The organism is Nocardia arthritidis (genome assembly GCF_011801145.1).
Classification (GTDB): Bacteria; Actinomycetota; Actinomycetes; order Mycobacteriales; family Mycobacteriaceae; genus Nocardia; species Nocardia arthritidis_A.
On record NZ_CP046172.1, the window covers coordinates 8,811,537 to 8,835,113 of the forward strand.

General features: G+C 67.5%; 24 protein-coding genes. 6 read left to right on the top strand and 18 right to left on the bottom strand.

Going from position 1 to position 23,577, the window contains the following annotated elements; translation table 11 throughout:
• Nucleotides 1-30: 30 nt before the first annotated feature.
• A complete protein-coding gene (locus tag F5544_RS39975) occupies nt 31-1,173 on the bottom strand; it encodes a resuscitation-promoting factor (RefSeq protein ID WP_167477942.1) in 1,143 nt (380 codons plus the stop codon).
• Nucleotides 1,174-1,392: 219 nt separating this feature from the next.
• Nucleotides 1,393-2,220, bottom strand: a complete 828-nt coding sequence (locus F5544_RS39980; protein WP_167477943.1) for a TatD family hydrolase — start codon at nt 2,218-2,220, stop codon at nt 1,393-1,395.
• Nucleotides 2,221-2,236: 16 nt separating this feature from the next.
• Here F5544_RS39980 and metG point away from each other — a divergent pair, with 16 nt between their 5' ends.
• Nucleotides 2,237-3,844 carry a methionine--tRNA ligase gene (gene metG, locus F5544_RS39985; RefSeq protein ID WP_275107072.1) on the top strand — a complete coding sequence of 536 codons (1,608 nt, stop codon included), beginning with the start codon at nt 2,237-2,239 and terminating at the stop codon, nt 3,842-3,844.
• A gap of 44 nt (nt 3,845-3,888) precedes the next feature.
• Here the strand turns inward: metG and F5544_RS39990 are convergent, their stop codons facing one another.
• Nucleotides 3,889-4,638: an isocitrate lyase/PEP mutase family protein gene (locus tag F5544_RS39990; protein WP_167477945.1), complete on the bottom strand. Its 750-nt coding sequence runs from the start codon at nt 4,636-4,638 to the stop codon at nt 3,889-3,891.
• A gap of 101 nt (nt 4,639-4,739) precedes the next feature.
• The gene (gene rsmI / locus F5544_RS39995; protein ID WP_167477946.1) at nt 4,740-5,594 is read right to left on the bottom strand and encodes a 16S rRNA (cytidine(1402)-2'-O)-methyltransferase; all 855 of its coding nucleotides are present in this window, start codon (nt 5,592-5,594) and stop codon (nt 4,740-4,742) included.
• A 145-nt stretch (nt 5,595-5,739) separates the two neighbouring features.
• Between rsmI and F5544_RS40000 the strand changes: the two genes are divergently transcribed.
• Nucleotides 5,740-7,344, top strand: a complete 1,605-nt coding sequence (locus tag F5544_RS40000; protein ID WP_167477947.1) for a dolichyl-phosphate-mannose--protein mannosyltransferase — start codon at nt 5,740-5,742, stop codon at nt 7,342-7,344.
• A 21-nt stretch (nt 7,345-7,365) separates the two neighbouring features.
• On the opposite strand, the gene F5544_RS40005 is transcribed toward F5544_RS40000, so the two are convergent.
• Entirely contained in the window at nt 7,366-7,728 is a 363-nt protein-coding gene (locus F5544_RS40005; protein ID WP_167477948.1) for a GntR family transcriptional regulator, read from the bottom strand.
• 9 nt (nt 7,729-7,737) lie between these two features.
• Nucleotides 7,738-9,000, bottom strand: a complete 1,263-nt coding sequence (gene arcA / locus F5544_RS40010; protein ID WP_167479822.1) for an arginine deiminase — start codon at nt 8,998-9,000, stop codon at nt 7,738-7,740.
• 186 nt (nt 9,001-9,186) lie between these two features.
• Between arcA and soxR the strand changes: the two genes are divergently transcribed.
• A complete protein-coding gene (soxR, locus tag F5544_RS40015; protein WP_167477949.1) occupies nt 9,187-9,672 on the top strand; it encodes a redox-sensitive transcriptional activator SoxR in 486 nt (161 codons plus the stop codon).
• On the opposite strand, the gene F5544_RS40020 is transcribed toward soxR, so the two are convergent.
• From F5544_RS40020 to F5544_RS40045, 6 genes are all read right to left on the bottom strand, one after another.
• Nucleotides 9,641-10,495 carry an SDR family oxidoreductase gene (locus F5544_RS40020; RefSeq protein ID WP_167477950.1) on the bottom strand — a complete coding sequence of 285 codons (855 nt, stop codon included), beginning with the start codon at nt 10,493-10,495 and terminating at the stop codon, nt 9,641-9,643. The two genes, soxR and F5544_RS40020, sit on opposite strands and share 32 nt — an antisense overlap.
• A 378-nt stretch (nt 10,496-10,873) precedes the next feature.
• Nucleotides 10,874-12,001 carry a glycosyltransferase gene (locus F5544_RS40025; protein ID WP_167477951.1) on the bottom strand — a complete coding sequence of 376 codons (1,128 nt, stop codon included), beginning with the start codon at nt 11,999-12,001 and terminating at the stop codon, nt 10,874-10,876.
• Nucleotides 12,002-12,090: 89 nt separating this feature from the next.
• A complete protein-coding gene (locus tag F5544_RS40030) occupies nt 12,091-13,083 on the bottom strand; it encodes a GAF domain-containing protein (RefSeq protein ID WP_167477952.1) in 993 nt (330 codons plus the stop codon).
• Nucleotides 13,084-13,096: 13 nt separating this feature from the next.
• Nucleotides 13,097-14,977 (bottom strand): putative bifunctional diguanylate cyclase/phosphodiesterase, encoded by a 1,881-nt coding sequence (locus tag F5544_RS40035; protein WP_167477953.1) that lies wholly within the window; start codon nt 14,975-14,977, stop codon nt 13,097-13,099.
• A gap of 521 nt (nt 14,978-15,498) precedes the next feature.
• Nucleotides 15,499-15,933: an effector binding domain-containing protein gene (locus tag F5544_RS40040; RefSeq protein ID WP_167477954.1), complete on the bottom strand. Its 435-nt coding sequence runs from the start codon at nt 15,931-15,933 to the stop codon at nt 15,499-15,501.
• Complete coding sequence (locus tag F5544_RS40045; protein WP_167477955.1) at nt 15,930-16,373, bottom strand: GyrI-like domain-containing protein; 444 nt, start codon at nt 16,371-16,373, stop codon at nt 15,930-15,932. The genes F5544_RS40040 and F5544_RS40045 overlap by 4 nt, the downstream gene beginning before the upstream one ends.
• 148 nt (nt 16,374-16,521) lie before the next feature.
• Between F5544_RS40045 and F5544_RS40050 the strand changes: the two genes are divergently transcribed.
• Nucleotides 16,522-17,265, top strand: coding sequence for a uracil-DNA glycosylase (locus F5544_RS40050; RefSeq protein ID WP_428847203.1), 744 nt, complete (start codon nt 16,522-16,524; stop codon nt 17,263-17,265).
• Here the strand turns inward: F5544_RS40050 and F5544_RS40055 are convergent.
• The 3 genes from F5544_RS40055 to F5544_RS40065 all read right to left on the bottom strand — a co-directional run bounded on the left by F5544_RS40055 (nt 17,247) and on the right by F5544_RS40065 (nt 19,691).
• Nucleotides 17,247-17,927: a GAP family protein gene (locus F5544_RS40055; protein WP_167477957.1), complete on the bottom strand. Its 681-nt coding sequence runs from the start codon at nt 17,925-17,927 to the stop codon at nt 17,247-17,249. The two genes, F5544_RS40050 and F5544_RS40055, sit on opposite strands and share 19 nt — an antisense overlap.
• A 45-nt stretch (nt 17,928-17,972) precedes the next feature.
• Nucleotides 17,973-18,806, bottom strand: coding sequence for an SAM-dependent methyltransferase (locus F5544_RS40060; protein ID WP_167477958.1), 834 nt, complete (start codon nt 18,804-18,806; stop codon nt 17,973-17,975).
• Between the two features lie 141 nt (nt 18,807-18,947).
• On the bottom strand, nt 18,948-19,691 hold the full coding sequence (locus F5544_RS40065; protein ID WP_167477959.1) for a class I SAM-dependent methyltransferase: 744 nt from the start codon (nt 19,689-19,691) through the stop codon (nt 18,948-18,950).
• 102 nt (nt 19,692-19,793) lie between these two features.
• On the opposite strand from F5544_RS40065, the gene F5544_RS40070 reads away from it, so the two are divergent.
• Complete coding sequence (locus F5544_RS40070; protein WP_203217455.1) at nt 19,794-20,336, top strand: CGNR zinc finger domain-containing protein; 543 nt, start codon at nt 19,794-19,796, stop codon at nt 20,334-20,336.
• A 39-nt stretch (nt 20,337-20,375) separates the two neighbouring features.
• Complete coding sequence (locus F5544_RS40075; RefSeq protein WP_167477961.1) at nt 20,376-21,161, top strand: SDR family NAD(P)-dependent oxidoreductase; 786 nt, start codon at nt 20,376-20,378, stop codon at nt 21,159-21,161.
• Nucleotides 21,162-21,174: 13 nt separating this feature from the next.
• Here the strand turns inward: F5544_RS40075 and F5544_RS40080 are convergent, their stop codons facing one another.
• Genes F5544_RS40080 through kduI form a run of 3 tightly spaced genes read right to left on the bottom strand, consistent with a single transcriptional unit; the run spans nt 21,175 to nt 23,542 of the window.
• On the bottom strand, nt 21,175-21,954 hold the full coding sequence (locus tag F5544_RS40080) for an IclR family transcriptional regulator (RefSeq protein WP_167477962.1): 780 nt from the start codon (nt 21,952-21,954) through the stop codon (nt 21,175-21,177).
• Nucleotides 21,951-22,709 carry an SDR family oxidoreductase gene (locus tag F5544_RS40085; RefSeq protein ID WP_167477963.1) on the bottom strand — a complete coding sequence of 253 codons (759 nt, stop codon included), beginning with the start codon at nt 22,707-22,709 and terminating at the stop codon, nt 21,951-21,953. The genes F5544_RS40080 and F5544_RS40085 overlap by 4 nt, the downstream gene beginning before the upstream one ends.
• On the bottom strand, nt 22,706-23,542 hold the full coding sequence (gene kduI / locus F5544_RS40090; RefSeq protein WP_167477964.1) for a 5-dehydro-4-deoxy-D-glucuronate isomerase: 837 nt from the start codon (nt 23,540-23,542) through the stop codon (nt 22,706-22,708). The genes F5544_RS40085 and kduI overlap by 4 nt, the downstream gene beginning before the upstream one ends.
• Nucleotides 23,543-23,577 lie beyond the last annotated feature (35 nt).

Sequence of the window (23,577 nt, forward strand, 5' to 3'; positions counted from 1 at the left end):
CGGCAACCCCGCCGCAATACCCCTCGGCTATTACTCCGCGCCCGCCCCGATGCCGAGCCTGCTGGTGCACGTCGGCCAGGCGCCCCAGCCCTGCCGCGCCCTGGTCACCTCGGCGATGGCGATCTGCTCCTCGCGCGTCGCCATATCGGCGCGCGGCGCGTACCTGGTACCGCCCTGCCGCTCCCAGGTGCCCTGATCGAACTGGATGCCGCCGTAATAGCCGTTACCGGTGTTGATCGCCCAGTTGCCGCCGGATTCGCATTTGGCCAGCGCGTCCCAGATCGGGCCGTCCTTCACCGGCGGCACCTCGGTGCCCGGCTTGGCGCCCTTGCGGATGGTTTTCGGCTGCGCGGTGACCTTGACCGTCGACGAGAGCTGTTTGCGGCTCACCTCTCGGCCGTTGACCATGGTGACCGCGTAGGTCACGTCCTGCACGCCGGGCGCGCCGGGCGTCTCCACCACCGACCGGCTCATATTCATGGTCGGATCCTCGATGACGTTCTCCGGCGGGTCGAGCGGCACATCGGTCTCGGTCTTGTTCTCGACGCGCTTGCGGGTCACCACCACGCGCATGTTGTCGACCACCGGGGTGTCCGGCGCCGGTTCGACGGTGTCCTCCTCGATCAGCGGAATGCCCGCGACCTTGAGGAATTCGCCGACGGTCGGCGCGGCCAGGCGCACGTCCACCGGGTTGCCGACGCCGTCGATCAGCGAGATCGAGCGGGGGCTCGCGATGCGCAGTATCGCGCCCTCCAGCGGCAGCTTCGCGTCGCGATCCGCGACGTACATGTCCTTGGCGATATCGAGCTGGGCGGCGGCCTCGGCCGGGGTGAGCCCGGTGGTCCACACCTTCTCCGGCGCCTTGCCGTCGATGGACAGCTCCACCTGACGGGCCCGGTTCAGCGTGATGACCGAACCGTCGCCGACCGCGGACGCGAGCGCCGGCACCACCTTGTCCCGGACGGTGACGTCGACCCCCGCGGCGCGGAGCACGCCGCGAACGTTGCGGGACATGGTGGTCATCAGCGACTTCTGACCGTCCACCACAACGGTCACCGTCTTGCGGTTCACGATCGCCAGGCCCGCGCCGGCGATCAGCGTCAGCAGCAGCGCCGCGATCGCCGCGTAGAGCAGCGGCGAGCGGGACTGGTTGATCCGCGTTAATGGGGACATGGTCACAGCACGATAACGAAGGGGTCAGGGGTGGACAACCGCTGCAACGTCAGCTGCGCATTTCAATATCACGATCAGATATCCCTGGCGCAGGTAAATCACGAAATGGGTCAATCGTAGTGATGTACACCACACTTGACGATCCAGGGTCCTTACCAATGGGCCCGGCGAGCAAACCCGGAGACGTCGCCGACCGCGCCGTCTCGAAATGCCAGAATTTCAGATTCCGTATATCCGCCGGGCGTTCGCCGTACTGATCTCGGCCAACTCCACCGGGTCCTGACCACGCAATTCGGCCAAAGCACGCATGGTGTACGGCAGGCAATACGGTTCGTTGGGCGCGCCACGGAACGGATGCGGAGTCAGATATGGCGCGTCGGTCTCCACCAGCAGTTGATCGTCCGGCACCACCTTGGCCGCCTCGCGCAATTCATGCGCGTTCTTGAAACTCACCGTTCCCGAGAAACTCAGAATGTACCCCTCGGCAACACAGGCCAGCGCCATATTCGTATCCGACGAAAAGCAATGGAAGATAACGGTTTCCGGCGCGCCCTCATCGAGCAGCACGGTGAGCAGGTCGTGGTCGGCCTCGCGATTGTGGATCATCAGCGGTTTACCCACCTGCTTGGCCAGTTCGATATGCCAGCGGAAACCCTCTATCTGCGTTTCGATATCGGCGCAGCCGTCGAGTTTGCCCGGCCAGTAGTAGTCGAGTCCGGTTTCGCCGACCGCGACGACACGCGGATCGGCCGCCAGCCTCGTCAATTCCGCCTTCGCCTGCTCGTCGAGCGCGTTCGCGCGGGTCGGATGCAGCGCGACCGCGGCGTACACCCGGTCGTCCCAGTGCGCGGCCTCAACCGCCCACTGCGCGGCCTTCAGATCGTCGGCGACGGTGACCACCCGGCCGACGCCGACCGAGGCGGCACGATCCACCATCACCTCGACCGAACCGGCGTCCGTCGCGCCGCACGCATCGAGGTGGGTATGCGCATCGACCAGCGGCGCAAGGGGTTCCGGCAGTTCCGGGGCCGGGCGCTTACTGGACATCGGCGCCGACCCGGATATTCACGCGAGCGAAGAATGGCACGCGCATTACAGTAGACACACCATGAGCGAGTCTGAGCGCCCCGCCTTTTATCTGACAACGGCCATCGCCTACCCGAACGGTGCGCCGCACATCGGGCATGCCTACGAGTACATCTCGGCGGATGCCCTCACCCGCTTCAAGCGGCTCGACGGATACGACGTCTTCTTCATGACGGGTACCGACGAGCACGGTCAGAAAATGCAACAGACCGCGGCCGCCGAGGGCGTCGCGGTCGAGGAACTCGCGGCACGCAACTCGGATGTGTTCCAGGCGATGGACAAGAAACTGGACATCTCCTACGACCGGTTCATCCGCACCACCGACGCCGACCATCAGGCGGCCAGCGTCGCGATCTGGGAGCGGATGCTCGCCAACGGCGATATCTACCTGGACAACTACTCCGGCTGGTACTCGGTGCGCGACGAGGCGTTCTACACCGAGGAGGAGACGACGCCGCTCGACGACGGCACGCGCATCTCCACCGAGACCAAGACACCGGTCACCTGGACCGAGGAGTCCAACTTCTTCTTCCGGCTCTCGGCGTATCAGGACCGGCTGCTCGCGCACTACGACGCGCATCCCGAATTCATCGCGCCCGCAACGCGTCGCAACGAGATCGTCAGCTACGTGAAGGCCGGACTGAAGGATCTGTCCATCTCACGCACCACCTTCGACTGGGGTGTCCCGGTGCCGGGTCACCCCGATCACGTGATGTACGTGTGGGTGGACGCGCTCACCAACTACATCACCGGTGTCGGCTTCCCGGATACGGAATCGGCTGCCTTCAAGAAGTTCTGGCCCGCCGACGTGCACATCATCGGCAAGGACATCACCCGCTTCCACACCGTGTACTGGCCGGCGTTCCTGATGTCGGCCGGGGTGGAACTGCCGAAACGCGTTTTCGTGCACGGGTTCCTGTACAACAAGGGCGAGAAGATGTCGAAGTCGGTCGGCAACGTGGTCGACCCGCTGGCCCTCGTCGACGAGTACGGCCTGGACGCCGTGCGCTTCTTCCTGCTGCGCGAGATCTCCTACGGCCAGGACGGCAGCTACAGCCATGAGGCCATCGTCGGGCGCATCAACGCCGACCTGGCCAACGAATTCGGCAACCTGGTGCAGCGCAGCCTGAAGATGGTGGCGCGCGATTGCGGCGCCGCGATACCGACCCCCGGCGAATTCACCGAGGACGACCGCGCGCTGCTGGCCCGGGCCAACGATCTGCTGGACCGCTGCCGCACCGAATTCGACGCCCAGCAAATGCATCTGGCGCTGGAGGCGATCTGGCTGACGCTCGGCGAGGCGAACCGGTACTTCTCCGCGCAGGCGCCGTGGACGCTGGCCAAATCGGGCACCCCGGAGGATCTGGCCCGCGAGGCGACGATCCTGTACGTGACGCTCGAGGTGGTCCGGATCGTCGCGATCCTGGTGCAGCCGGTGATGCCGAGTTCGGCGGGCAAGATCCTGGATCTGCTGGCACAGCAGAACCGGACCTTCGCCGATATCGCGACGCCGCTGGTCCCCGGCGTGCCGCTGCCGGAGCCGGAGGCCGTCTTCCCGCGTTATGTGGAGCCGAAGACCAAGTAGCGCAAGGGAATTCGGTGGCGCGGCGGATAGCCGCGCCACCGAACCTACTTCCAGCGGGCGAGCAGGCGCTCGGTCTCGGCGGTCAGCGCGCGCTGCAGGTACGGGCCGAAGCTGATCCGGCCGACGCCCGCCTCGGCGAGGCGCGCCTTCTCCGACTTGTCCGGCAGCGCGACCACGCTGATCGGACGCGGCAGCTCACCGGTCAGGCGGCGCAGTTCGGTCTCGGGCTGTCCGGCGGGGAACAGGGAGTCGGCGCCCGCCTCGGCCGCCAGCCGCAGCCTGGCGATGACCCGGTCGGTGCGGTCGGCCTCGTCGCCGTCCTGACGCAGGTACATATCGGTGCGCGCGTTGATCACCACGTGCACGCCCGCCGCGTCGGCGAACTGGCGCAGGCCGTGCACGAAATCGGCATGCTCCTGGGCCGCGCGCAGCCGACCGCCCTCGCTGTGCACGGAATCCTCGATATTGAGGCCGATCCCGCCCGCCTCCAGCAGACCCTCGATGAGCTGTGCGGGCTCCAGCCCGTAACCCGATTCCATATCCACCGAAACCGGCACCTCGACCGCCTCGGTGATCTGCCGGACCCGGGTGAGCAGTTCGGCGAACTTCATACCCTCTTTGTCGGAGCGGCCGATCGAGTCGGCGACCGGATGGCTGCCCAGTGTCAACGCCGAAAAGCCCTGGGCCACGGCCACCTTGGCCGACCAGGCATCCCACACCGTCGGGAAAACCCCCGGATCGCCGGGCCGGTGCAGTTCCAGAAACGCTTTCGCCTTGCTTTCCAGTGACGTCATAGGACGATCATCCTCCGTATCGCCCGGCGGCACACGGTGAGATATCTCCGCGGTCGGCGAATCCGCGGGTGAATGCGTTGCGGCGCAGGCCGGGCGTGGCCTCAGTCCCCGCCGTCGCGGCGGGCCGCGAGCACCGCGTCGTACAGCTCACGCCGGGAGACACCGGTTTCCGCGGCGACCCGCGCGCAGGCGTCCTTCAGCCGGACACCCTCCTCGGTGAGCGCCTCGACCTCGGTGACCAGGGTGACCGGGTCGGCCGGTTTCGGTTGGGCCCCTTCGAGCACCACGGTGATCTCACCGCGTGCGCCGTCGACGGCCCAGGCGGCGAGTTCGGCGAGGGTGCCGCGGACCACCTCCTCGTAGGTCTTGGTGAGCTCGCGGCAGACCGCGGCGCGACGGTCCGGGCCGAGCACGTCGACCGCGTCGGCCAGGCAATCGGCCAGCCGGTGCGGCGCCTCGAAGAAGACGCAGGCACGCGGTTCGGATACCAAGGCGCGCAACCATTCTCGGCGCTGACCCGATTTGCGCGGCGGAAACCCGTCGAAGCAGAACCGCTCCACCGGCAGCGCGGAAAGCGCCAAAGCGGTTGTGACGGCGGAAGGTCCGGGCAGACAGGTCACCGGCAGGTCGCGTTCCACGCAGGCGGCGACCATCCGGTAGCCGGGATCGCTCACCGACGGCATCCCCGCATCGGTGACGAGCAGCACCGTCCGCCCGTCCGCGATCTCGTTGAGCAGGGCCGGGATTCGCGCGGTTTCCACGTGGTCGTAGAAGCTGACCACCCGGCCGGTGATTTCGACGTCGAGCGCCTTCGCCAGCGAACGGGTGCGCCGGGTGTCCTCAGCGGCGACGATATCGGCGGTGCTGAGGGCCTCGCACAGCCGCCGCGACGCGTCCCCGATCTCGCCCATGGGGGTCGCCGCGAGCACCAGCCTGCCCACCGTCTCGTCCGCCACCGCGCTCCCGTCTCGCCACCACCAAACTTTGTCAGTAGCCTACGGAGTCGGCGAGCAGTGACGGCAACGGCGTAGCACGTCCCGATGACATGCGTCGTTCTCACCGGTGCACGACCTGCCACCGAGTAACGCATACGATCGGGACGTGACCCAGGTGACCGACCAGCGCGCGACCGCACCGTTCGGGGCCGTGCCCTCCTGGTCGAGCCCCGCGCCACTGCGACCGACCCCGGACTTCGGCCCGACCGACACCCTGCGCGGCTGGCTGGTGACCGCATTCCTGACGGCCATCGCCGCCGTCACGCGGTTCACCCTGCTCGACTATCCCACCGATGCGAAAACCCCGGTCTTCGACGAGAAGCACTACGCCCCGCAGGCGTGGCAGATGCTCACCGGCGGTTGGATCGAGGACAACCCGGGCTACGGACTGGTGGTGCATCCACCGGTCGCCAAACAATTGATCGCGATCGGCGAATATTTCTTCGGCTACACCGGCACCGGCTGGCGTTTCTCCGCCGCCATGGCCGGAACCATCCTGGTGCTGCTGGTGATCCGGATCACCCGGCGGATGGCGCGTTCGACGCTGATCGGCGCGATCGCCGGAATCCTGCTCATCGCCGACGGTGTGACGTTCGTGTCCTCCCGCATCGGCATGCTCGATATTTTTCTGGCCCTGTTCGTCACCTCCGCATTCGGCTGTCTGATCGTGGACCGCGATCAGACGCGAGCCAGGATGGCGCGCGTCGACGCCGAGGGGCGGATCGGGCAGAGCCGATGGGGCCCGCGGTTGGGCGTGCGCTGGTGGAGATTCGGCGCGGGCGTACTGCTCGGATTGGCCTGCGGCGTGAAGTGGTCCGGCGTGTACTACGCGGTCGCGTTCCTGGTGCTGACGCTCGCCTTCGACTGGTCGGCCCGCCGCGCCTACGGTGTGTCGCGTCCGCTGTTCGGCACCGCGATCCGGGACGGCGTCGCCGGACTCTACGCGCTGATCCTGATTCCGCTCGGCGTCTACCTCGGCACCTACGCGTTCTGGTATTCCAGCGAGGACGGGATCGACCGCTACGCCGTCGGAAATCAGGTGGGCCGCGGCGGTTTCTTCTCCCCCATCCCCGACGCGCTGCGCTCGCTCTGGTATTACCACGGCGAGGTGCTGAAATTCCATGAGGGACTGACCAATTCGGCGGGCAACCACCACCCGTGGGAGTCCAAGCCGTGGACCTGGCCGATGGGTCTGCGCCCCATGCTCTACTACTACGCCGATAACGGCGTCACCGGCTGCGGCCAGACCAGCTGTGTGAAGGCCGTGATGCTGATCGGCACACCGGCGATCTGGTGGGTGGCCTTCCCGGTACTCGGCTGGCTGCTGTGGCGCGGCATCACCCGCCGCGACTGGCGCTACACCGCGGTGCTGGTCGGCTACGGCGCCGGACTGCTGCCCTGGTTCCTCACCCTGGACCGGCAGATGTACTTCTTCTACGCGGTCCCGCTGGCGCCGTTCCTGGTGATGGGGGTCGCCCTGGTGCTCGGCGATGTGCTCGGCCCGGCCAGGCAGGCCGGGGTGCCGCGCAGCCCGACCGGCACCTTCCTACCCGCCGCGCCGAACGAGCGTTACGCGCTCGGCCTTTTGGCGGTGTGCCTGTACCTGGGCCTGGTGATCGCCAACTTCATCTGGCTGTGGCCGATTCTCACCGCGCTGCCGATAACGCCGGGCAACTGGCACGACCATCTCTGGCTGCCGAGTTGGCGTTGAATTGCGATGCGCGGCATTAGCTCAGCCGGATTCCAGCGCGGATTTGACGTAGCGCAGGGCACTTTCGTCATCGAGACCTAGTCGACGGGCCACCGCGACGTATTCGGTGGCCGCCCGGCCCGCCAGATCGCGGGTCGGGTCGCCGGATGAGGCGATGAAAGATCCCTGCCTGCCCCGGGTTTCGACCACACCGTCCGCTTCCAGCTCGCGATAGGCGCGGGCCACCGTATTCGGTGCGAGACCGAGTTCGGCGGCCAGCGCCCGGACGGTGGGAATCTTTGTGCCCGCAGTCAATTCGCCCGAACGAACCTGAGCGATGATGCCGAGCCGCAGCTGTTCGTACGGCGGTACCGCCGACTCGTGCGACACGGTGATGGTGAACATTGCTACCCCCTAGTTTTCGCTCCCGACCGCCACCTCGTCCCTGGCCAGCGGGCACGACAGACACCGCGGACCCCCACGCCCGGAACCGATTTCGGAACCCGGGATGCGCAGTACCTCGATACCGGCGTCTTCCAGGCGGGCATTTGTCATCTCGTTGCGTTCATAGGCGACAACGACTCCCGGCGCGAGGGCGAGGGTGTTGTTCCCATCGTCCCATTGTTCGCGTTCGGCGGTGACGCCGTCGAGTCCCGTATCGATCACCCGCAGCTTGCCGATCCCCATCGCCTCCGCCGCGGCGGGCAGGAACGGATCGGGCCCGCGCATGCTGACACCGCCGTCCCCGCTGCGCCCGCCGTAATCGTCTTCCCGATGAATCGTGAAGGCGCACAGCGAATCCCGCACCGCCGGATACATCACGACGGCATCGGTGTCGACCATGGTGCACACCGTGTCCAGATGCATCGTCGCCCGGTTCTGCGCGATGGGCACCACCAGCACGGTATGCGCCAGATTGTCGTCGAAAAGGCTGCGCGCCAACGCTTCCGCGCCCGCCGGCGAGGTACGCTCGCCGACTCCGACCGCGACGACACCGTTCGCGAGCAGCAGCACATCGCCGCCCTCGATCGGGGCGGTATGCGATTCGTATGCCCGCCGCACGCCGAGGAAGCGCGGATGGAAGGCGTATATGAGGTCGGTGAGCGAGGTTTCGCGGATCCGGGCGGGCAGCGCGAGCGAGGTGATGGCGACCCTCGGCCCGACCCAGAACGACGAATCCCTGGTGAACAGCAGATTCGGCAGCGGGTCGATGACGAAATCGTTGCCGTGGTGCATCCGCCGCACCAGCGAGGTGGTGGTGGGGCCGAACGGCAGCTCGTCGAAGGTCATACCGGCCATCAGGATGTCGGCCAGCTCCCCGGCCGGAACGCCGCGCAGGTAGGCGGCGAGTTCGTCGGCCAGCGCGTGCCCGAGCCTGCGCGCGTCGACGGACGCCGAAATGCCCTGGATGCGGGCCGCGCCGCTGACCGAGAGGGTCTCGGCGAGCAGGTCGGCCAGCAGCAGCACCTCGACGCCACGGTCGCGCAGCACGCCGGAGAAGATGTCGTGCTCCTGTTGAGCGCGCTCCACCCAGGGGATTCCGTCGAAGAGCAGTTGATCGTTGTTGCGCGGGGTGAGCCTGCGCAACTCGTCGCCGGGGCGGTGCAGCAGCACGGTTCGCAGTCTGCCGACCTCGGAGGTCACCGCTAGGCGTACCTCCGCATCCGCTCCGGCCATGCGCGGGCTTTGGACGGCTTCGCCGGCAGCGTCCGATAGCGGAACGTCAGGATCGTCTCCCATGCTCCGACCGTAGTTCCCCGAGGCCCCCGGAGCATGTAATTCCCACGGTTCGGACCTGAAGTCCGATTCTCGCCCGAGCGCAACCGAACCTGAAGTATTGTTGAGATGAATGGAGGAGCGTGCATGTCGACAGCCGATTGGCGAGCGAAAGAGTTGACCCCCGGTCAGCTGTCCGAGCGTAGTGGAGTCGCGGTGTCCGCGTTGCACTTCTACGAACGCGAGGGTCTCATATCGAGTCGTCGCACGAGTGGTAATCAGCGCAGATACGCCCGAGAAACGTTGCGGCGCGTGGCATTCATCCGCATCTCACAGCGGGTCGGCATACCGCTCAGCGAAATCCGCGCCGCACTCGATCAACTGCCGGAGGGGCGCACCCCGACCCGCCGGGACTGGGAGCAGCTGTCCACCACCTGGCGGGCCGACCTCGACGACCGGATAAATCAGCTGATTCGCCTGCGCGACAGCCTCACCGGCTGCATCGGCTGCGGCTGTCTGTCGCTCGGCACCTGTCGTCTGGTCAACGAGCACGACCGGCTCGGCTCGGAGGGGCCGGGCGCCCGGGTGCTCGACGTGCACATCAACTGCCCACAGAAGCCTGCAGCCTGCTGAACCGGTCGCTGGCCCGGCGCATCACGTAGTTGTACGGGAACGCGAATTTCCTTGCCCACCAATAGGCGAAGCGAATATCGAACGAGGTGTAGACCAGGTAGCGGTTGCGTTCGACACCGCGCAGGATCGAGCGCGCCACCCGCTCCGGCGGCACCGCGTGATCGGTGAACGCCGCCACGAGTCGACGCACCCGCGGATTGTCCTTGTCGACACCGACGAGTTCGAAGGTGTGCACCAGCGGCGTGTTCACCGCGCCCGGCACCACCAGGTGCACCGAAATCCCATGGCGCGCAAGGTCGAAGCGCAACACCTCGGAGACGCCGCGCAGGCCGTACTTGGCCGCGCTGTACGCGGCGTGCCATGGGAAGGCCAGAATCCCGGCCGCCGACGAAACATTCACCAGCGCGCCGCCGCGGCCCGCGCGCATCATCGGCGGCACGAAATTCTCGATGACGTGGATCGGCCCCATCAGGTTGACCTCCACCATCTTTCGCCAATGCCGATGCTCCAGATGCTCGACCGTGCCCCATGCGGAGGTGCCCGCCACATTCATCACGATGTCCAGGCTGTCGTGCGCTTCGTGCACCTCGTTCGCGAATGCGGTGACGGCGTCGTAGTCGGTGATGTCGAGTGCCCGCGCCGCGAGAACCGTGCCGCCCCCGGCCCGGATTTCGGCCACCGTCGCGTCGAGCCCCTCGCCATTGATATCGGTCAGCACCAGCTCGGCCCCCGCCGCCGCGGCCGCCAGCGCCGTCGCCCGACCTATGCCGCTAGCCGCCCCCGTGACCAGGGTCTTCGCACCCCGAAACGTCCTGCGACCCATCTCCGCCCCGGCCTCTCATCTCGTCCATTCGAACTCACCGCAGAGTACTGCGCGTTGCTGTGCGCGCTTGGATGTTCTGCGGCAACGGCTCCCATGTCATCAGACGGTCCGCTGAGTGAGCTCTTCTCAGCGACTACCTACGCAGACAAAGCTGAAAATAAGGCTGCCGCGCCCGTCTTCGAACCGCACACCCCCTGCTTCGAATGCTCGGTTCGAAGATGGGGTGCGACAGCCTCGGCCCGAGTCGCGAAACGCCGCCTGTGCGAAACCGCCAGCGCCGCATGCCGACGCACCCCGCACCCAGCTCGGGCGATTACGTCGTCGTAGCGACACGACCACGCACCGGCGCACCGATCACTCCCAACGCACCCCGAACGACTACCGCCCCAGCACCGCGAGCATCCCTTGGACCGCGCGGGGCCAGGTGAATTCCTCCGCCCGGCTGCGCGCGGCCTGCCGACGGTCCGCGGGCGGCAGGGCCAGCACATTCGTCACCGCCTCGGCGAATGCCGATGGGCGGTCGGCCGCGATGGCGCCGCAGTCCGCGGTGACGATATCGGCCAGCGCCGACGATCTGCTCGCGACCACCGGAGTGCCCGCCGCCAACGCCTCCAGCGCCGCGAGCCCGAAGGTCTCGTGCGGGCCGGGCGCCAGCGAAACATCCGCGGTGGCAAGCAGCTTCGCCACCATCGCCCGGTCGGTGATGAATCCGGTGAAACGCACGGCGGGCTGGCCGCAGGCGAGGGGTTTCATGGCCCGTGCCCGCCGCTCCAGCGCCTCGCGCCGCGGACCGTCACCGGCCACCACCAGCCGCGCCTCGGTCCCCGCCTTGCGCAGTTCGGCGATGGCCTCGATGCTGCGATCCACCCGCTTCTCCATCGAAAGCCTGCCGCAGTGCACCAGCAGCGGGCGGCCGGGCACACCGAGATCCGCGCGCAGCCGGTGGTCGCGCCTGCGCGGGCTGAACAGCTCCAGATCGACGCCGAGCGGCACGAGTTCGACATTGCGCGCGCCGATGCGCTGGAACTCCGCACGCGCGAATTCGGTTGTGCAGACCACGATGTCGTAGTCGTCGGCGGTGCGCCGATTCGCGAGGTCGGCGCAGCGGCGGGCCATCGCGCCCGGCAGCACCTGCCCGAGTAGTCGATCGAGCCGCTCGTGCGAGATCATCACCCCGGCCACATCGCGGCGGCGGGCCCAGCGGCCGAATCCGCGCAACGTCAACCGATCCGATACCTCGAGCACATCGGGACGCAGCCCCGTCAGCACATCGGCGACCCGGCGCGGATCGGCCGCCCGATAGCCGCCGGTCCATGGAATCGCCAAGGCGGGCAAGGTAATTCGAACCGCGCCGGTGGGCAGCAACTCCTCCGCGCGGCGGCGGCCCGGCACGATGAGCACCACCTCGTGTCCGGCCGCGACATAGCCGGCGCCGAGATGGTGCAGTGCGGTGCGCAGCCCGCCTGACCTCGGCCCGTAGAAGTTCGCCAGCTGAACGATGCGCACAACCGGATCGTGCAGCGAAACAGGTTATCCCAGGAACCGATGCGCTCAACACCGCGTGAACAGCAGTGAAAGAACCCACGAACGAGGATTTATTCGGCGGGCCGCACCCGGATGAGGCCGTGCCCCGGCACTCCCGGCTGCCCGGCGAACGTATGCCGGAGCTCGGCATGCGCGCGCAGCCAGCCGGTATCGGCGAACCGGATCCGCAGCACCAGCTCGTGCACGTCGTCGGCGGCGAGTTCCGGATCGGCCTTCAACATCTCGTCGCAGATGCGCCGGTATCGCGCGGCATCGTCGGGGTGGATTTCGGGACGCTCGGTCGCCCACCGGTCCAGCGGCGGCGGTGGCGGGCTCGGCCACTCGTAGATCAGGCCGAAGCCGAGTTCGACGAAGCCCACGCCCACCGATGAGCGCCGGGAAACCGCCCGCATCATCGACATATCCGCATCGGGGCGTGGCCTGCGCACATCGGTGACGTCGTGGATCAGGCCCTGGGTGCGGCGCATCGCCGGATTGGCCCGCGCGATCATCTGGAAGCGGCGCACCCGGCCGTCGTCGCCGCGCATATCGACCTCGCCCTGCCAGCGGCCGTCCACCCGCATCTCGCGGACCATGGCCATGTAGTCGAGCCTGCCGTCGAAGCGCACCATGGTGCTGAACACCTCGGGCGGCGTTCGAGTCACCCGGACGTCCTCGGGTGCGCGCGCCCAGGCCAGTTCCTCCAAACCCGGCCCGTGCTTTGCCAATTCGCTGTCGGCGTCCCAATCCCAAGCTCCGACACCGCGTCTCGGCGGCGGCTGATCCCCCGGCCCGCCGACCCACACCTGCACCGCGTGCGCCGCACCGAACGCGCACGGCACCGGAATCCCGAGCACGATCAGCGTGTCGTCGGAATATGTTGCGGGCATTACGGATTCGACGCAGCGCCGCACCACGTCGGCGATCCGGTACACCGCGGCGCTCGGCTCCCGCTGCACCCGGACCAGGCTCACCCAGTCCTTGATCCGGTCGCCGTCGGCGACCAGCGTGGGCTGGCGCTCATGCCCGAGCGTTTCTATCAACAGCCAATCCTGTTGAGTCATCGGCTTATTCGCCTCACCGAGCGGTCTGCCCGCGCCCGACCCTCGGCAGATCGAGATCCAGCGGGATCCGGCCGAGCGCCAGATGCGCCTCCACCTCGTCGGCGGGCATCGGCCGGGCGATCAGGAAGCCCTGCGCGCGATAGCAGCCGAGCCCGACCAGGGTGCGCGCCGCCACCGGCGTCTCGACGCCCTCGCCGACCACCCCGAGTCCGAACGAACCGGCAAGGCCGATAATGGATTTCACGATGGCAAGATCATCGGTACTGGCGCCGAGGCGCTGCACGAACCCGCGATCGATCTTCACCGCGTCGACGGGGAGCGCCTTCAAATGCGACAGCGAACTGTATCCGGTGCCGAAATCGTCGATGGCGATCTGCACGCCCATCCGCTTGAGTCCACGCAAGGTGACCTGGGTGCGGGCCAGATCCTGCACCACGACATGCTCGGTGATCTCCAGGCACACCGAACTGCCATCGATGCCGAACAGCCGCAGGATGTCCTCGATCCGCTCGACGAAATCGAGGCTCACCAACTGCACCGGCGAGACGTTGATCCGCATCACCACATTGCCCGCCAGCCCTCGTCTGCGCCACTCCGCGAATTGGGCACAGGCCGAGCGGATCACCCAACGGCCAAGTTCCCCAGCGAGATTCGTCGCCTCGGCGACCGTGACGAACGCGGCGGGCGGCAATAGGCCCCTGGTCGGGTGCATCCAGCGGACCAGCGCCTCCAGCGCGACGATGCGGCCGGTGCGCAGATCGACCTCGGGCTGGTAGTGCAGCAGCATCGAGCCATCGGCGACCGCGCCGCGCAGGTTCAGCTCCACATCGTCCTGTAGCTCGAACTGCGCGCGCATCGCATCGGTGAAGACCGCGACCCCGTTGCCGCCACCGGATTTCGCGGACAGCAGCGCGTGGTCGGCGCCGCGCAGCAGGTCGGCGACCGTTGTCTCGCCCGGCATCCCGACCGCGACACCGACGCTGGCCCGCCTGCTCACCGATTCGCCGCCGACCACCACCCGGCGGCCGATCAGCTGCTGGATCCGCACGGCCTCCAGTTCCGCCGCGACCGCGTCCATCGGTTTGGCGGGCACGATGACGAATTCGTCGCCGCCGAGCCGGGCGATCATGTCGTTGGGGTCCAGATGCTCGCGCAACCGCGCGGAGAGGGTGCGGATGAAGTTATCGCCCGCGGTGTGGCCCAGGAAGTCGTTGAGCGCCTTGAGCCGATCCAGGTCGAGGAAGAACGTGGCCACCGGACCGGGACTGCCGGGGCGTAATCGGTCTTCCATATGTTCGAGCAGGGCCCGCCGATTCGCCAGACCGGTCAGGTCGTCGTGTAGTGCGATGTAGCGCAACTGCTCCTCGGCCACCACCCGGGCCTGTAGCTGCGCGAACAGTGCGGCAATCGCCTTGAGCACGTTGATCTCCCTGGTGCTCCATTCCCGGTCGCCCGCCTTCACGAAGCCGAGCAGTCCGGTCGCTTCGCCGCGCGAGACCAGCGGTACCGCGGCGGAGGTGAGGTGCGAGATACCCGGATCCCAGCCAATGGCCTCGCGGATCTGATCACACATGGGCATGGGCCCGGTGACGATCGGTTCGGTGGCGTGTTCCAGCCCGTGGAAGATGGATTTCGGGCGGTCGAAGTACACGGTCTGCAGCGGGTCGGGATCCGGAACCCGGGTGCGCCGCGGCCATTCGGCGACCAGCACGGTTGCCCGTAGTTCGCGGTCGGTATGGCGCAGATATGCGTAATCGACATCGAAATGATCGATCAACCGGGCCAGCACATCCTCGGTTGCCGCCACCATCGTGGTGGCGTCGACACCCATCAGCTCAGCGGCGACCTGGGTCACCAGCGAGTCGAGCGTCCGCCGAGGCACCTTATCTCCCATCGCGCTAACTACGAGTGTCCGCACCCGGCGTCAGACGCCGCCGATCACGGGCAGTGGCAGCTACCGCATAGCTCGAGCGCGCTACCCAGGTCATGGTCTCATGCCGGGGCACCGCCGGTAAGTCCAGGAAGCGACTCCGAACCGCCGCCGGGATGCCCATACCACCATCCGTGCCCGAATATCGCGGCGTCGGAACCGTCGAAGCGCGGAAACCCACCGGCCCATGATGCCGCCGAAATCCGCCGGGGCGACGGTGACCGCTGGCGAAAGTCATGTCTACCTACTCCATTACTGCGCGCCTGGCGCGGTCCGCGAGCCGTGCGACCCACTCAGCCTGCGACGCGCGCACGGTGAGGTGCCTAGGGCAGTATCGTTCATCCGGCAGGAATTGAACAGACATCCGGCAAATATTCCGAAACCCGATTGCGCGCCCCGATATTTCCCCAGGTCATATCGTCGCTGGCAAGTAACGGGCAAACCGTGACAACTGGTCGGTTCACAGTTAGCTAACGGCCAGCAAGCTAAACCAGGATCGAAATGAACAATTCGACCGATTCCGGACCACGCCACACCTCGACCTCTTCGCGGTAGGCCCTGGTGATCTCGGCCGACGCCGTCGCGTCGTCCACCTGCGCCCACACATCCTCCACCGGATCGTGGTAGTCGCCGTTCGGTTCGAACCGGGCATACACCCCTTTCGGCACCTTGACCAGGACATCGCCCACCGGCACCGCGGCCGGATCCGGATAGTCGAAACACACCAACGCGTTGTAGTTACCCGCTGGATCCGGGACGTACACCGTGTACATCGGATGATCGGCCCGCGCCCGGTCCCGCAACCGGTCCTTCAGGAATTCGATGAGGTCGCTGTTGCTCACCTTGAAACTCGGGCGCACCCGCGGCACCACCAAGCCGCCGTAGATCGCCTCGCCACGCACGACAATCGCATAGGTCATCGCGTTTCGACCGCCAGATACAGGTCGATCTTGTACGCGTGCGGGTAGCACTCGAAATCTCCGGTGTAGGTCCGCTTGATCTGGTTGTGCTCCTCGGCGTACCCGATCTGGGTCCACAGGTCGGTCATCACCTGCGGGAAGTTACCCACCGAAGAGAATCTGGCGTAGGTGCCGCGCGGCAGCCGGGCCACCACATGGCCGCGGGTCACCTCGTCGAACGAGGCGCACTGGTAGCCGACGATCTGCGTGTTGTAGGTGCCCAGCTCGCCGGTGTAGTCGGTGTACGCGCTGGCCAGCGGGCCGCCGAGCTCCTGATGTAGGACCGCGGCCCACGCCGCCTCCAGGTCGTGATCACGCAGTTCTCCGAGCGCACGCTTTGGGCTGCGCACCGGCAGCCCGGCAACCCACGTCTCGTCCCGCTCGACGATTTCAAACTGCATTGGAAGGAGCTCTCTCGAAGTGAATCCCGGGCCCGCGAGGGGTCGCGGCGGCTCCGGTACGGTCGGAAAGGCCATGCTACCAACCCTTCCTGGGTGTCAGAGATCACATATTCGGCTCGTTATCCGCCGCGCCACGCCGCGTGGCAGCCTGGATCGGGTGTGCCGCAGCATCGCCGAACTGGACAGCGCCGTCACCGAGTGCCGCGCCTGCCCCCGCCTGGTCGCCTGGCGCGAGCTGGTGGCGCGGGAAAAGCGCGCCGCGTTCCGCGACGAAACCTACTGGGGACGTCCCGTCCCCGGCTTCGGACCACCGGACGCGCGGCTGCTGATCGTCGGCCTCGCACCCGCCGCGCACGGCGCGAACCGCACCGGCCGCATGTTCACCGGCGACCGCAGCGGCGATGTGCTCTACGCCGCACTGCACGCGGTCGGCCTCGCCAACCAACCGACCGCCACCCGAATCGACGACGGCCTACGACTGCTCGGCGTGCGGATAACCGCCCCGGTGCGCTGCGCACCGCCGGACAACAAACCGACCCCCGAGGAACGGGACCGCTGCCGCCACTGGCTCGACACCGAATTGTCGCTGCTCGCACCGCATCTGCGCGGCATCGTGGTACTCGGCGCCTTCGGCTGGCAGGCGCTGCTGCCGGTACTGGCCGACGCCGGATGGCAAATCCCCCGCCCCAGACCGAAATTCGGCCACGGCGCACGAGTCACCCTGGCGCCCGCGAACACCACGCGAAACCCATTGGAGCTCTTCGGCTGCTATCACGTAAGCCAGCAGAATACGTTCACCGGCAGGCTGACCCCGGCAATGCTGGAGTCGGTGCTGACCGAGGCCGGTGCGGCTGCCGGATTGATCGGGCCAGGTCAGAACAGGGCTGAGTAGTGGATCGCGGCATCGGCTACGAGTGCGATGCCGAAGCCGGCGAACAGGATTCGGACGGCGGGTGGGCCGTAGGTGGTGAGGGCTCGGACCAGACCGCGGTAGAAACGGCGGGCGCGCAGCGTTTTTCGGGTCGAGAGGGCGAGGATCAGGGTCGGCGCCAGCAGGGTGATGGCGCAGTACGCCAGGACGATCGCGGGCCACAGCGGCGGTAGCGGATTCTGTGCGGAAAGCATGGCGAGGCCGGCGAGATAGGGCACCGCCGTCGGCGCCTGCCCGAGCCCGATACCCGCGCCGACCAGTATCAACAGCCACGGCCTTGTGCGGAAAGCCATTGCCCACGGCGGTGGTTCACCGCGTGCGTGCAGCGGCAGGAAGGCGAGCGGAATCAGCACCGTGCCGAGAATCAGCTCGCCCCAATACCGAATCGTCGGGGTGAGTTCGAAATCGACCAGGCCCGTGAGGAAGTTGAGCCCGAGCACGGTGCACAGACCGAATGCGGTGGTGACCAGATAGACGCCGAGCAGAAAATTCGCCCCGCCCGGCACGGGCGAGCGTCGCTGCAATCGGCTGTCGGCGACGATGGCGGTGGTGAGCCCGATGACCAGGATATTCGGCGAGTCGAGTAGGGCGAATCCGATGAGCGCCAGCAGCAGTGTCAGCATCCCAACCGAACATACGGGACGTCCGGTTGGTTGCCGACCGAGCGGTCAGCGCTTGCGACCCACCCCGCCGACGATGCACTGCCGCACCGTGGACAGCGGCGAAAGCCGTGGACCGTCCGGCCACCAGTCGTCGCACAGCACGAGCCCCGGGTCCACCATGTCCAGATCACCGAACATGGCCTGGATCTCGTCGCGGGTCCGGAACCGGCCGCTGCGCATCGGGCTGTGGATGAACTTCTCCTCCATATGCTGGGCCAGTTCGGTCAGCTCGGGCGTCTGCGGATCGTAGAAGTGCGCGATCGCGACATATGAGCCGGACGGCAGCGCATCGATATAGGTCCGCATGAGCGCGGCGGCATCGTCGCCGAGGTAGTGGTGCAGCGTGCCGATCTGGAACAGTGCGATCGGACGCTTGAAATCCAGGTGTTCCCGCACCGCGGGCAGCTTCATCACCTCGAACGGCTGGAAGATGTCGGCGGTGGCGATGATCGTGCGGCGGTTGTTGGCGAGCAGCGCCCTGGCGTGCGCCAGCACCATCGGATCGTTGTCGACGTAGACCACCGTCGATTCCGGGTCCACCCGCTGCACGACCTGATGGGTGTTCTCCGCGGTCGGCAAGCCGGAGCCGAGATCGAGATACTGGTCTATCTTGGCCTCCTTGGCCAGGAAGCGGCAGACCCGGATCAGAAAATCGCGGTTGGCCCAGGCCAGATCGGCGACCTGCGGGGCCACCGTCCGCACCTGCGCCAGCACCTCGCGATCGATCTCGAAATTGTCCTTGCCGTTCAGCGCGGCATCGTAGACGCGCGCGATGCTGGCGCGTGAGGTATCGACTCCGACCGGGACCGCACTCGGATAGGCGGCGAATGACTGCGACATCGCTAACTTCCCCTTGCGTCGTTCGGTATCGGCACCCCCGAGTCTCCCGCATCGGCCGCCCGTCCGTGGCGATACCGCGCCGATGGATCGGCCCCTATCCGAAAGTTCCGGACCGCACCCATCGGCCCGGCCCGGAGCGGTTCACTTCACCGCGGCGACGATGCGGCGGCGGCCGTACTGCCAGATCGTGCCGACGGCGCGGAAACCGGCCTCCCGCAACAGTTTTACGTGCTGCTCGTAGCCGATACCGTTACTCGCCGGGTGCTCCCAGCGCCGCCGCTCGCGCTCGGCGACCGCGTGCGCGAGCTCGGGTTCGGCCTCGATCGCGGTCCACCATTCATCCCAAGCCTCGCGGTCCGCGACGCCTTCGCGTTCGGCCTGGCCCGCCGCCAGCTCGTGTTCCAACTGCTCGATATCCGTTGCGCTCGTTGGCATATCGTCGCCGTTGAGCAGGATCCCGCCGGGCCGGAGCAACTGCGCCGCCCGGGCGTAGAACGCTGCGAGGTGGTCCGGTTCGAGCCAGTGCAGCGCGGTGGTGCTCACCACCGCGTCGACCTGGTCGACGGGCAGGGCCGCGAACCAGTCCGGATCGCCAAGATTCCGGTCGACGATTTCGAAACCATAAGTGGCGCGGTTCAATTCGAGCAGCACCGGATCGGCGTCGACGCCGATGACGCGAGCCCGCGGCAGCCGGTCGCGAATGCGCGCGCCGAGCGATCCCGGACCGCAGGCGATATCGAGCACCACCGGATCGGGGCGGCCGGTGCGCGCGGCGATGGCATCGGTGATTACGGCGAACATGGTTTCGCGATCGGGCAGGTATCGCTCCTGCTGGCGATCCCAGCGCTCGATCCAGGAGTGGGCGGTGGCGGTTGTGAGCTGCATGACTGACGCTCCGTTACTGTCATACTTGATTACGACAGTAACGACTGTAACGAAGGTGAGGTAACTGATCAAGTGCGATTAGACAGTCACATGGTGACGCGCGTGACCAAGGCCGCCGAGTTGGTGAACGCCGTTGTCCCGGGCGAGAGCCGGGGGCGCGCCTTCCCGCCCGCCGGCGACGACGAGCAATTGCGCGACCGGGTGAACGGCATGATCACCGCCGCCTACCGGATCACGGTCGACGTCGCGGAGGCGACGGAGCTGGCCAGGGCCGCCGAACAACTGCGCGAGGTGTTCGGCGCGGTCGACGCGGGCGATATGGATTCGGCCGCGGCCAGGATCAACGCGATGGTCACCGAATACGGCGCCCGCCCGACGCTGATCCGCCGCGGCGACGAACCGTGGCACCTGCACTTCCACGATCCGGACGCGCCCGTCGTCATGGGTATCGTGGCCTCCTTCGCCGGCGGCTTCGCATATCTGCTCGGCACCGAATACGCCGAACGGGTCGGCGTCTGCTCGGCCGAGCACTGCGACCGCGTGTACATGGACGTATCCCGCAACGGCACAAAGCGTTTCTGCAGCACCGCGTGCCAGAACCGGACCAAGACGGCCGCATTCCGCGCGAGAAGAGCCGACGGCTGAGCCCTTTGCGCCCGGACGACGCTTCGGCATACTGCGGAGATGGCGGATAACTACCTGGCGCAACGGGTCGCACTGGTCACCGGCGGCGGACGGGGTATCGGGCGGGCCGTCGCGCGGGCCTTGGCCGGGCGCGGCGCGACCGTCGCGGTGAACTGGTCGCGCGACGAACAGGCGGCGAAAGATACTGTCGCGCAGATCGAATCGGACGGCGGCCGGGCGATCGCGGTGCACGCGCCGGTACAGGATTTCGACGCGGTCGCCGCGATGGTCGAGCAGGTGACCGGCGAACTCGGTCCGATCGGGATCCTGGTGCACAACGCGGGCGTGGCCAGTCGCGGAAATACCGTGGCGGACACGCCGATCGCCGAGGTGCAGAAGCTGCTCGCGGTGCATGCGATCGGACCGCACAACCTGACGCGGCTGGTGCTGCCATCGATGCGGCAGTGCCCGCGCGGCGATATCGTCATGGTGAGTTCGACTGCGGCACACATGCTTTCGGCGAACGGCGCACCGTACAACATGGGTAAGGCGGCATTGGAGGCGCTGGCCCATACGCTCGCGAAAGAGGAAGCGGCGCACGGCATTCACGTCAACATCGTGGCGCCGGGGTTGGTCGCCACCGATATGGGCGATCGGCTCACCACCGCGCTCACCGGCGGTGCGGCGAAGCAGGCCGCCGATCTCGACGCGAGTTCACCGTTCGGGCACGTGTGCCGCCCGGAGGAGGTGGCCGATGTGGTCGCCTTCCTGGTGTCACCCGCCGCGGGTTACCTCACCGGGCAGCGGATCGTCGTCGACGGCGGCGCGCAACCGCATCGTCCGTGAATTGCCCTGATTTTCAACGCCGTCCGGATTTCTTGGGCGGCCGCGGCGTCAACGCGCTCGGCAGCCCGAGCGCCTGCGAGGCCTCGCGGGCGGCGGCGGTGAGCAGCGGGACGCAGGCGCGCACCTTCGCCCGGTCGAGGTCGAATGCCAAGGCGGAGACGCTGATTCCGCCGATCGGCTGACCGTGGTGGTCGAGCACCGCCGCACCGAGGCAGCGGGTGTGCTCCTCGTTCTCCTCGTCGTCGACGGCATAGCCGCGCTCGGCCACCGATTCCAGGTGCGCGAGCAACAGCTCGGGATCGGTGATGGTGCGTGCGGTCATGGCGGTCAACGGATTTCGCGCCAGCACCGCGCGCAACTCCGGCCGCGGCAGCCCGGCCAGAATGGCCTTGCCGATCGCGGTGCAGTGCAAGGGAATCGACAGGCCGACCCGGGAGCGCATCACGTACGCGCGGTCGCCCTCCAGTTTGTCGACGTACACCGCCTCGTCGCCCGAGCGCAGCGCGAAATGCACGGTGTGGCCGGTGGCCGCGCACAGCCGCCCCAGGATGGGGTGCACGATCTCGGTGATGCTCGCCGACTGCCCGGCCAGCGAGAGCAGGCGAACGCCGGGCAGATACCGGTGTTCCGAATCGACGCGTACCCAGCCGAGTCCGGCCAGCTCCGACAGGATCCGGTGCACCGTTGAGGTCGGCAGGCCGGTGCCGCGGCTGATCTCGCTGACCCCATGGCAATTCGGCAATGCCTCCAGCACCAGCACCACCTTGGCCACCGCGCTCGGGTGGCCACTCACCGAGCCAGCCATCCCCCGTCCACCACCAAAACGTGCCCGTGCACATAGGACGCGGCGGGCGAACAGAGGAAGACGATGGCGCCGGCGATATCCTCGGGCGCGCCCCAGCGGCCCACCGGAATTCGCTCGGTGATGGCCCGGTTGCGTTCGGTATCGGCTTGCAGCGCAGCGGTATTCGCGGTGGTCACATATCCGGGAGCGACGGCGTTCACCCCGACGCCCCGCCCGGCCCATTCGGTGGCGAGCGCCTTGGTGAGTCCGGCGATCGCATGTTTGCTCGCGGTGTAGGAGGCCACGTTGATACCGCCCTGAAAGGACAGCAGCGAGGCGATATTCACGATCCGGCCCGCGCCGCGGTCGAGCATGGCGGCGCCAATGGTCCGGGCCAGCAGGAAGGCCGCGTCCAGATTCACGTCGAGCACCTTGCGCCAGTCTGCGAGCGAAACACCCACCGCCGCACCGCGACCGATGATTCCGGCATTGTTCACCAGCAGGTCGATCCGGTGCGCGGCGGCCAGCGCGACAGCCGCGGATTCGACCGCGACGAGGTCGGTCAGATCGACGCCGACGGTGTCGCATTCCCGGCCCAGCGCCCGGATTTCGGCGGCCACCGGTGCGAGCCCGGCCGAATCACGGCCCCACAGCACGAGATCCGCGCCCGCGGCCGCCATGGCGAGCGCCGCGGCCCGGCCGATGCCGGTGCGCGCGCCGGTGACCAGCGCTCTGCTGCCGTCCAGCCGGAACGGGTCCGTCACGAGAGTTGCTCCGTCGCAACCAGATCCATGTCGTTGTAGGCCAGGTTCTCACCCGCCGTGGACCAGACGAACCGATAGGGTGCGGTACCGGCCCCGGTGTGCACGGACCACGGCGGGCTGATCACCGCCTGCCGGTCGGCGACGATGATGCTGCGGGTGCGGTTCGGCTCACCGCACAGGTGCACCACACGCTCGGCCGGATCCAGCCCGAAGTACAGGTAGATCTCGGTGCGCCGGTCGTGGGTGTGGCAGGGCATAGTGTTCCACACGCTGCCGGGTGCGAGTGTGGTGATGCCGAGCGCGAGCTCGCAGGACCGGACGCCCTCTTCGTGCACGTACTTGCGCAGCGTGCGCTCGCTGGCCCGCTCCGCCGAACCGACCTGGACGACCTGCGCGGCGGATCGCGGAATCAGGGTGGTCGGATGCGCGAAATGCGCTGGGGCCGAGACGATGTAGAAGACGGCATCGCCCGCGACGGCCACCTCCTCGGTGCCGTGCCCGACGTAGACGATGTCCTCCGCGCCCACCTCGTGCTTTACCCCGTCTGTGGTCACCGAGCCGCCGCCGGATAGGCAGACTATGCCGAGTTCCCTACGGTCACAGAGCTTTTCGGCCCGGATCTCGGCGGGCGGGTGCAGCGTGAGCTCCCCGCCCGCAGGCACCGCACCGGCGATCAGGAGGCGGTCGTGGTGCGACAGCGTGTAGCGCACCTCGCCCTCGGCGAACAGATCGGTGACCAGGAAGCGCTCGCGCAGTTCCGCTGGTGTGAGCGTGACGAATTCGGTCGGGCTGGTGGCGTAGCGGACGTCCGTGCCGCGCGTTGCTGCATTCATCGGTCTCCTCCGGCAGCGCGTTTCCCGTCTGACGG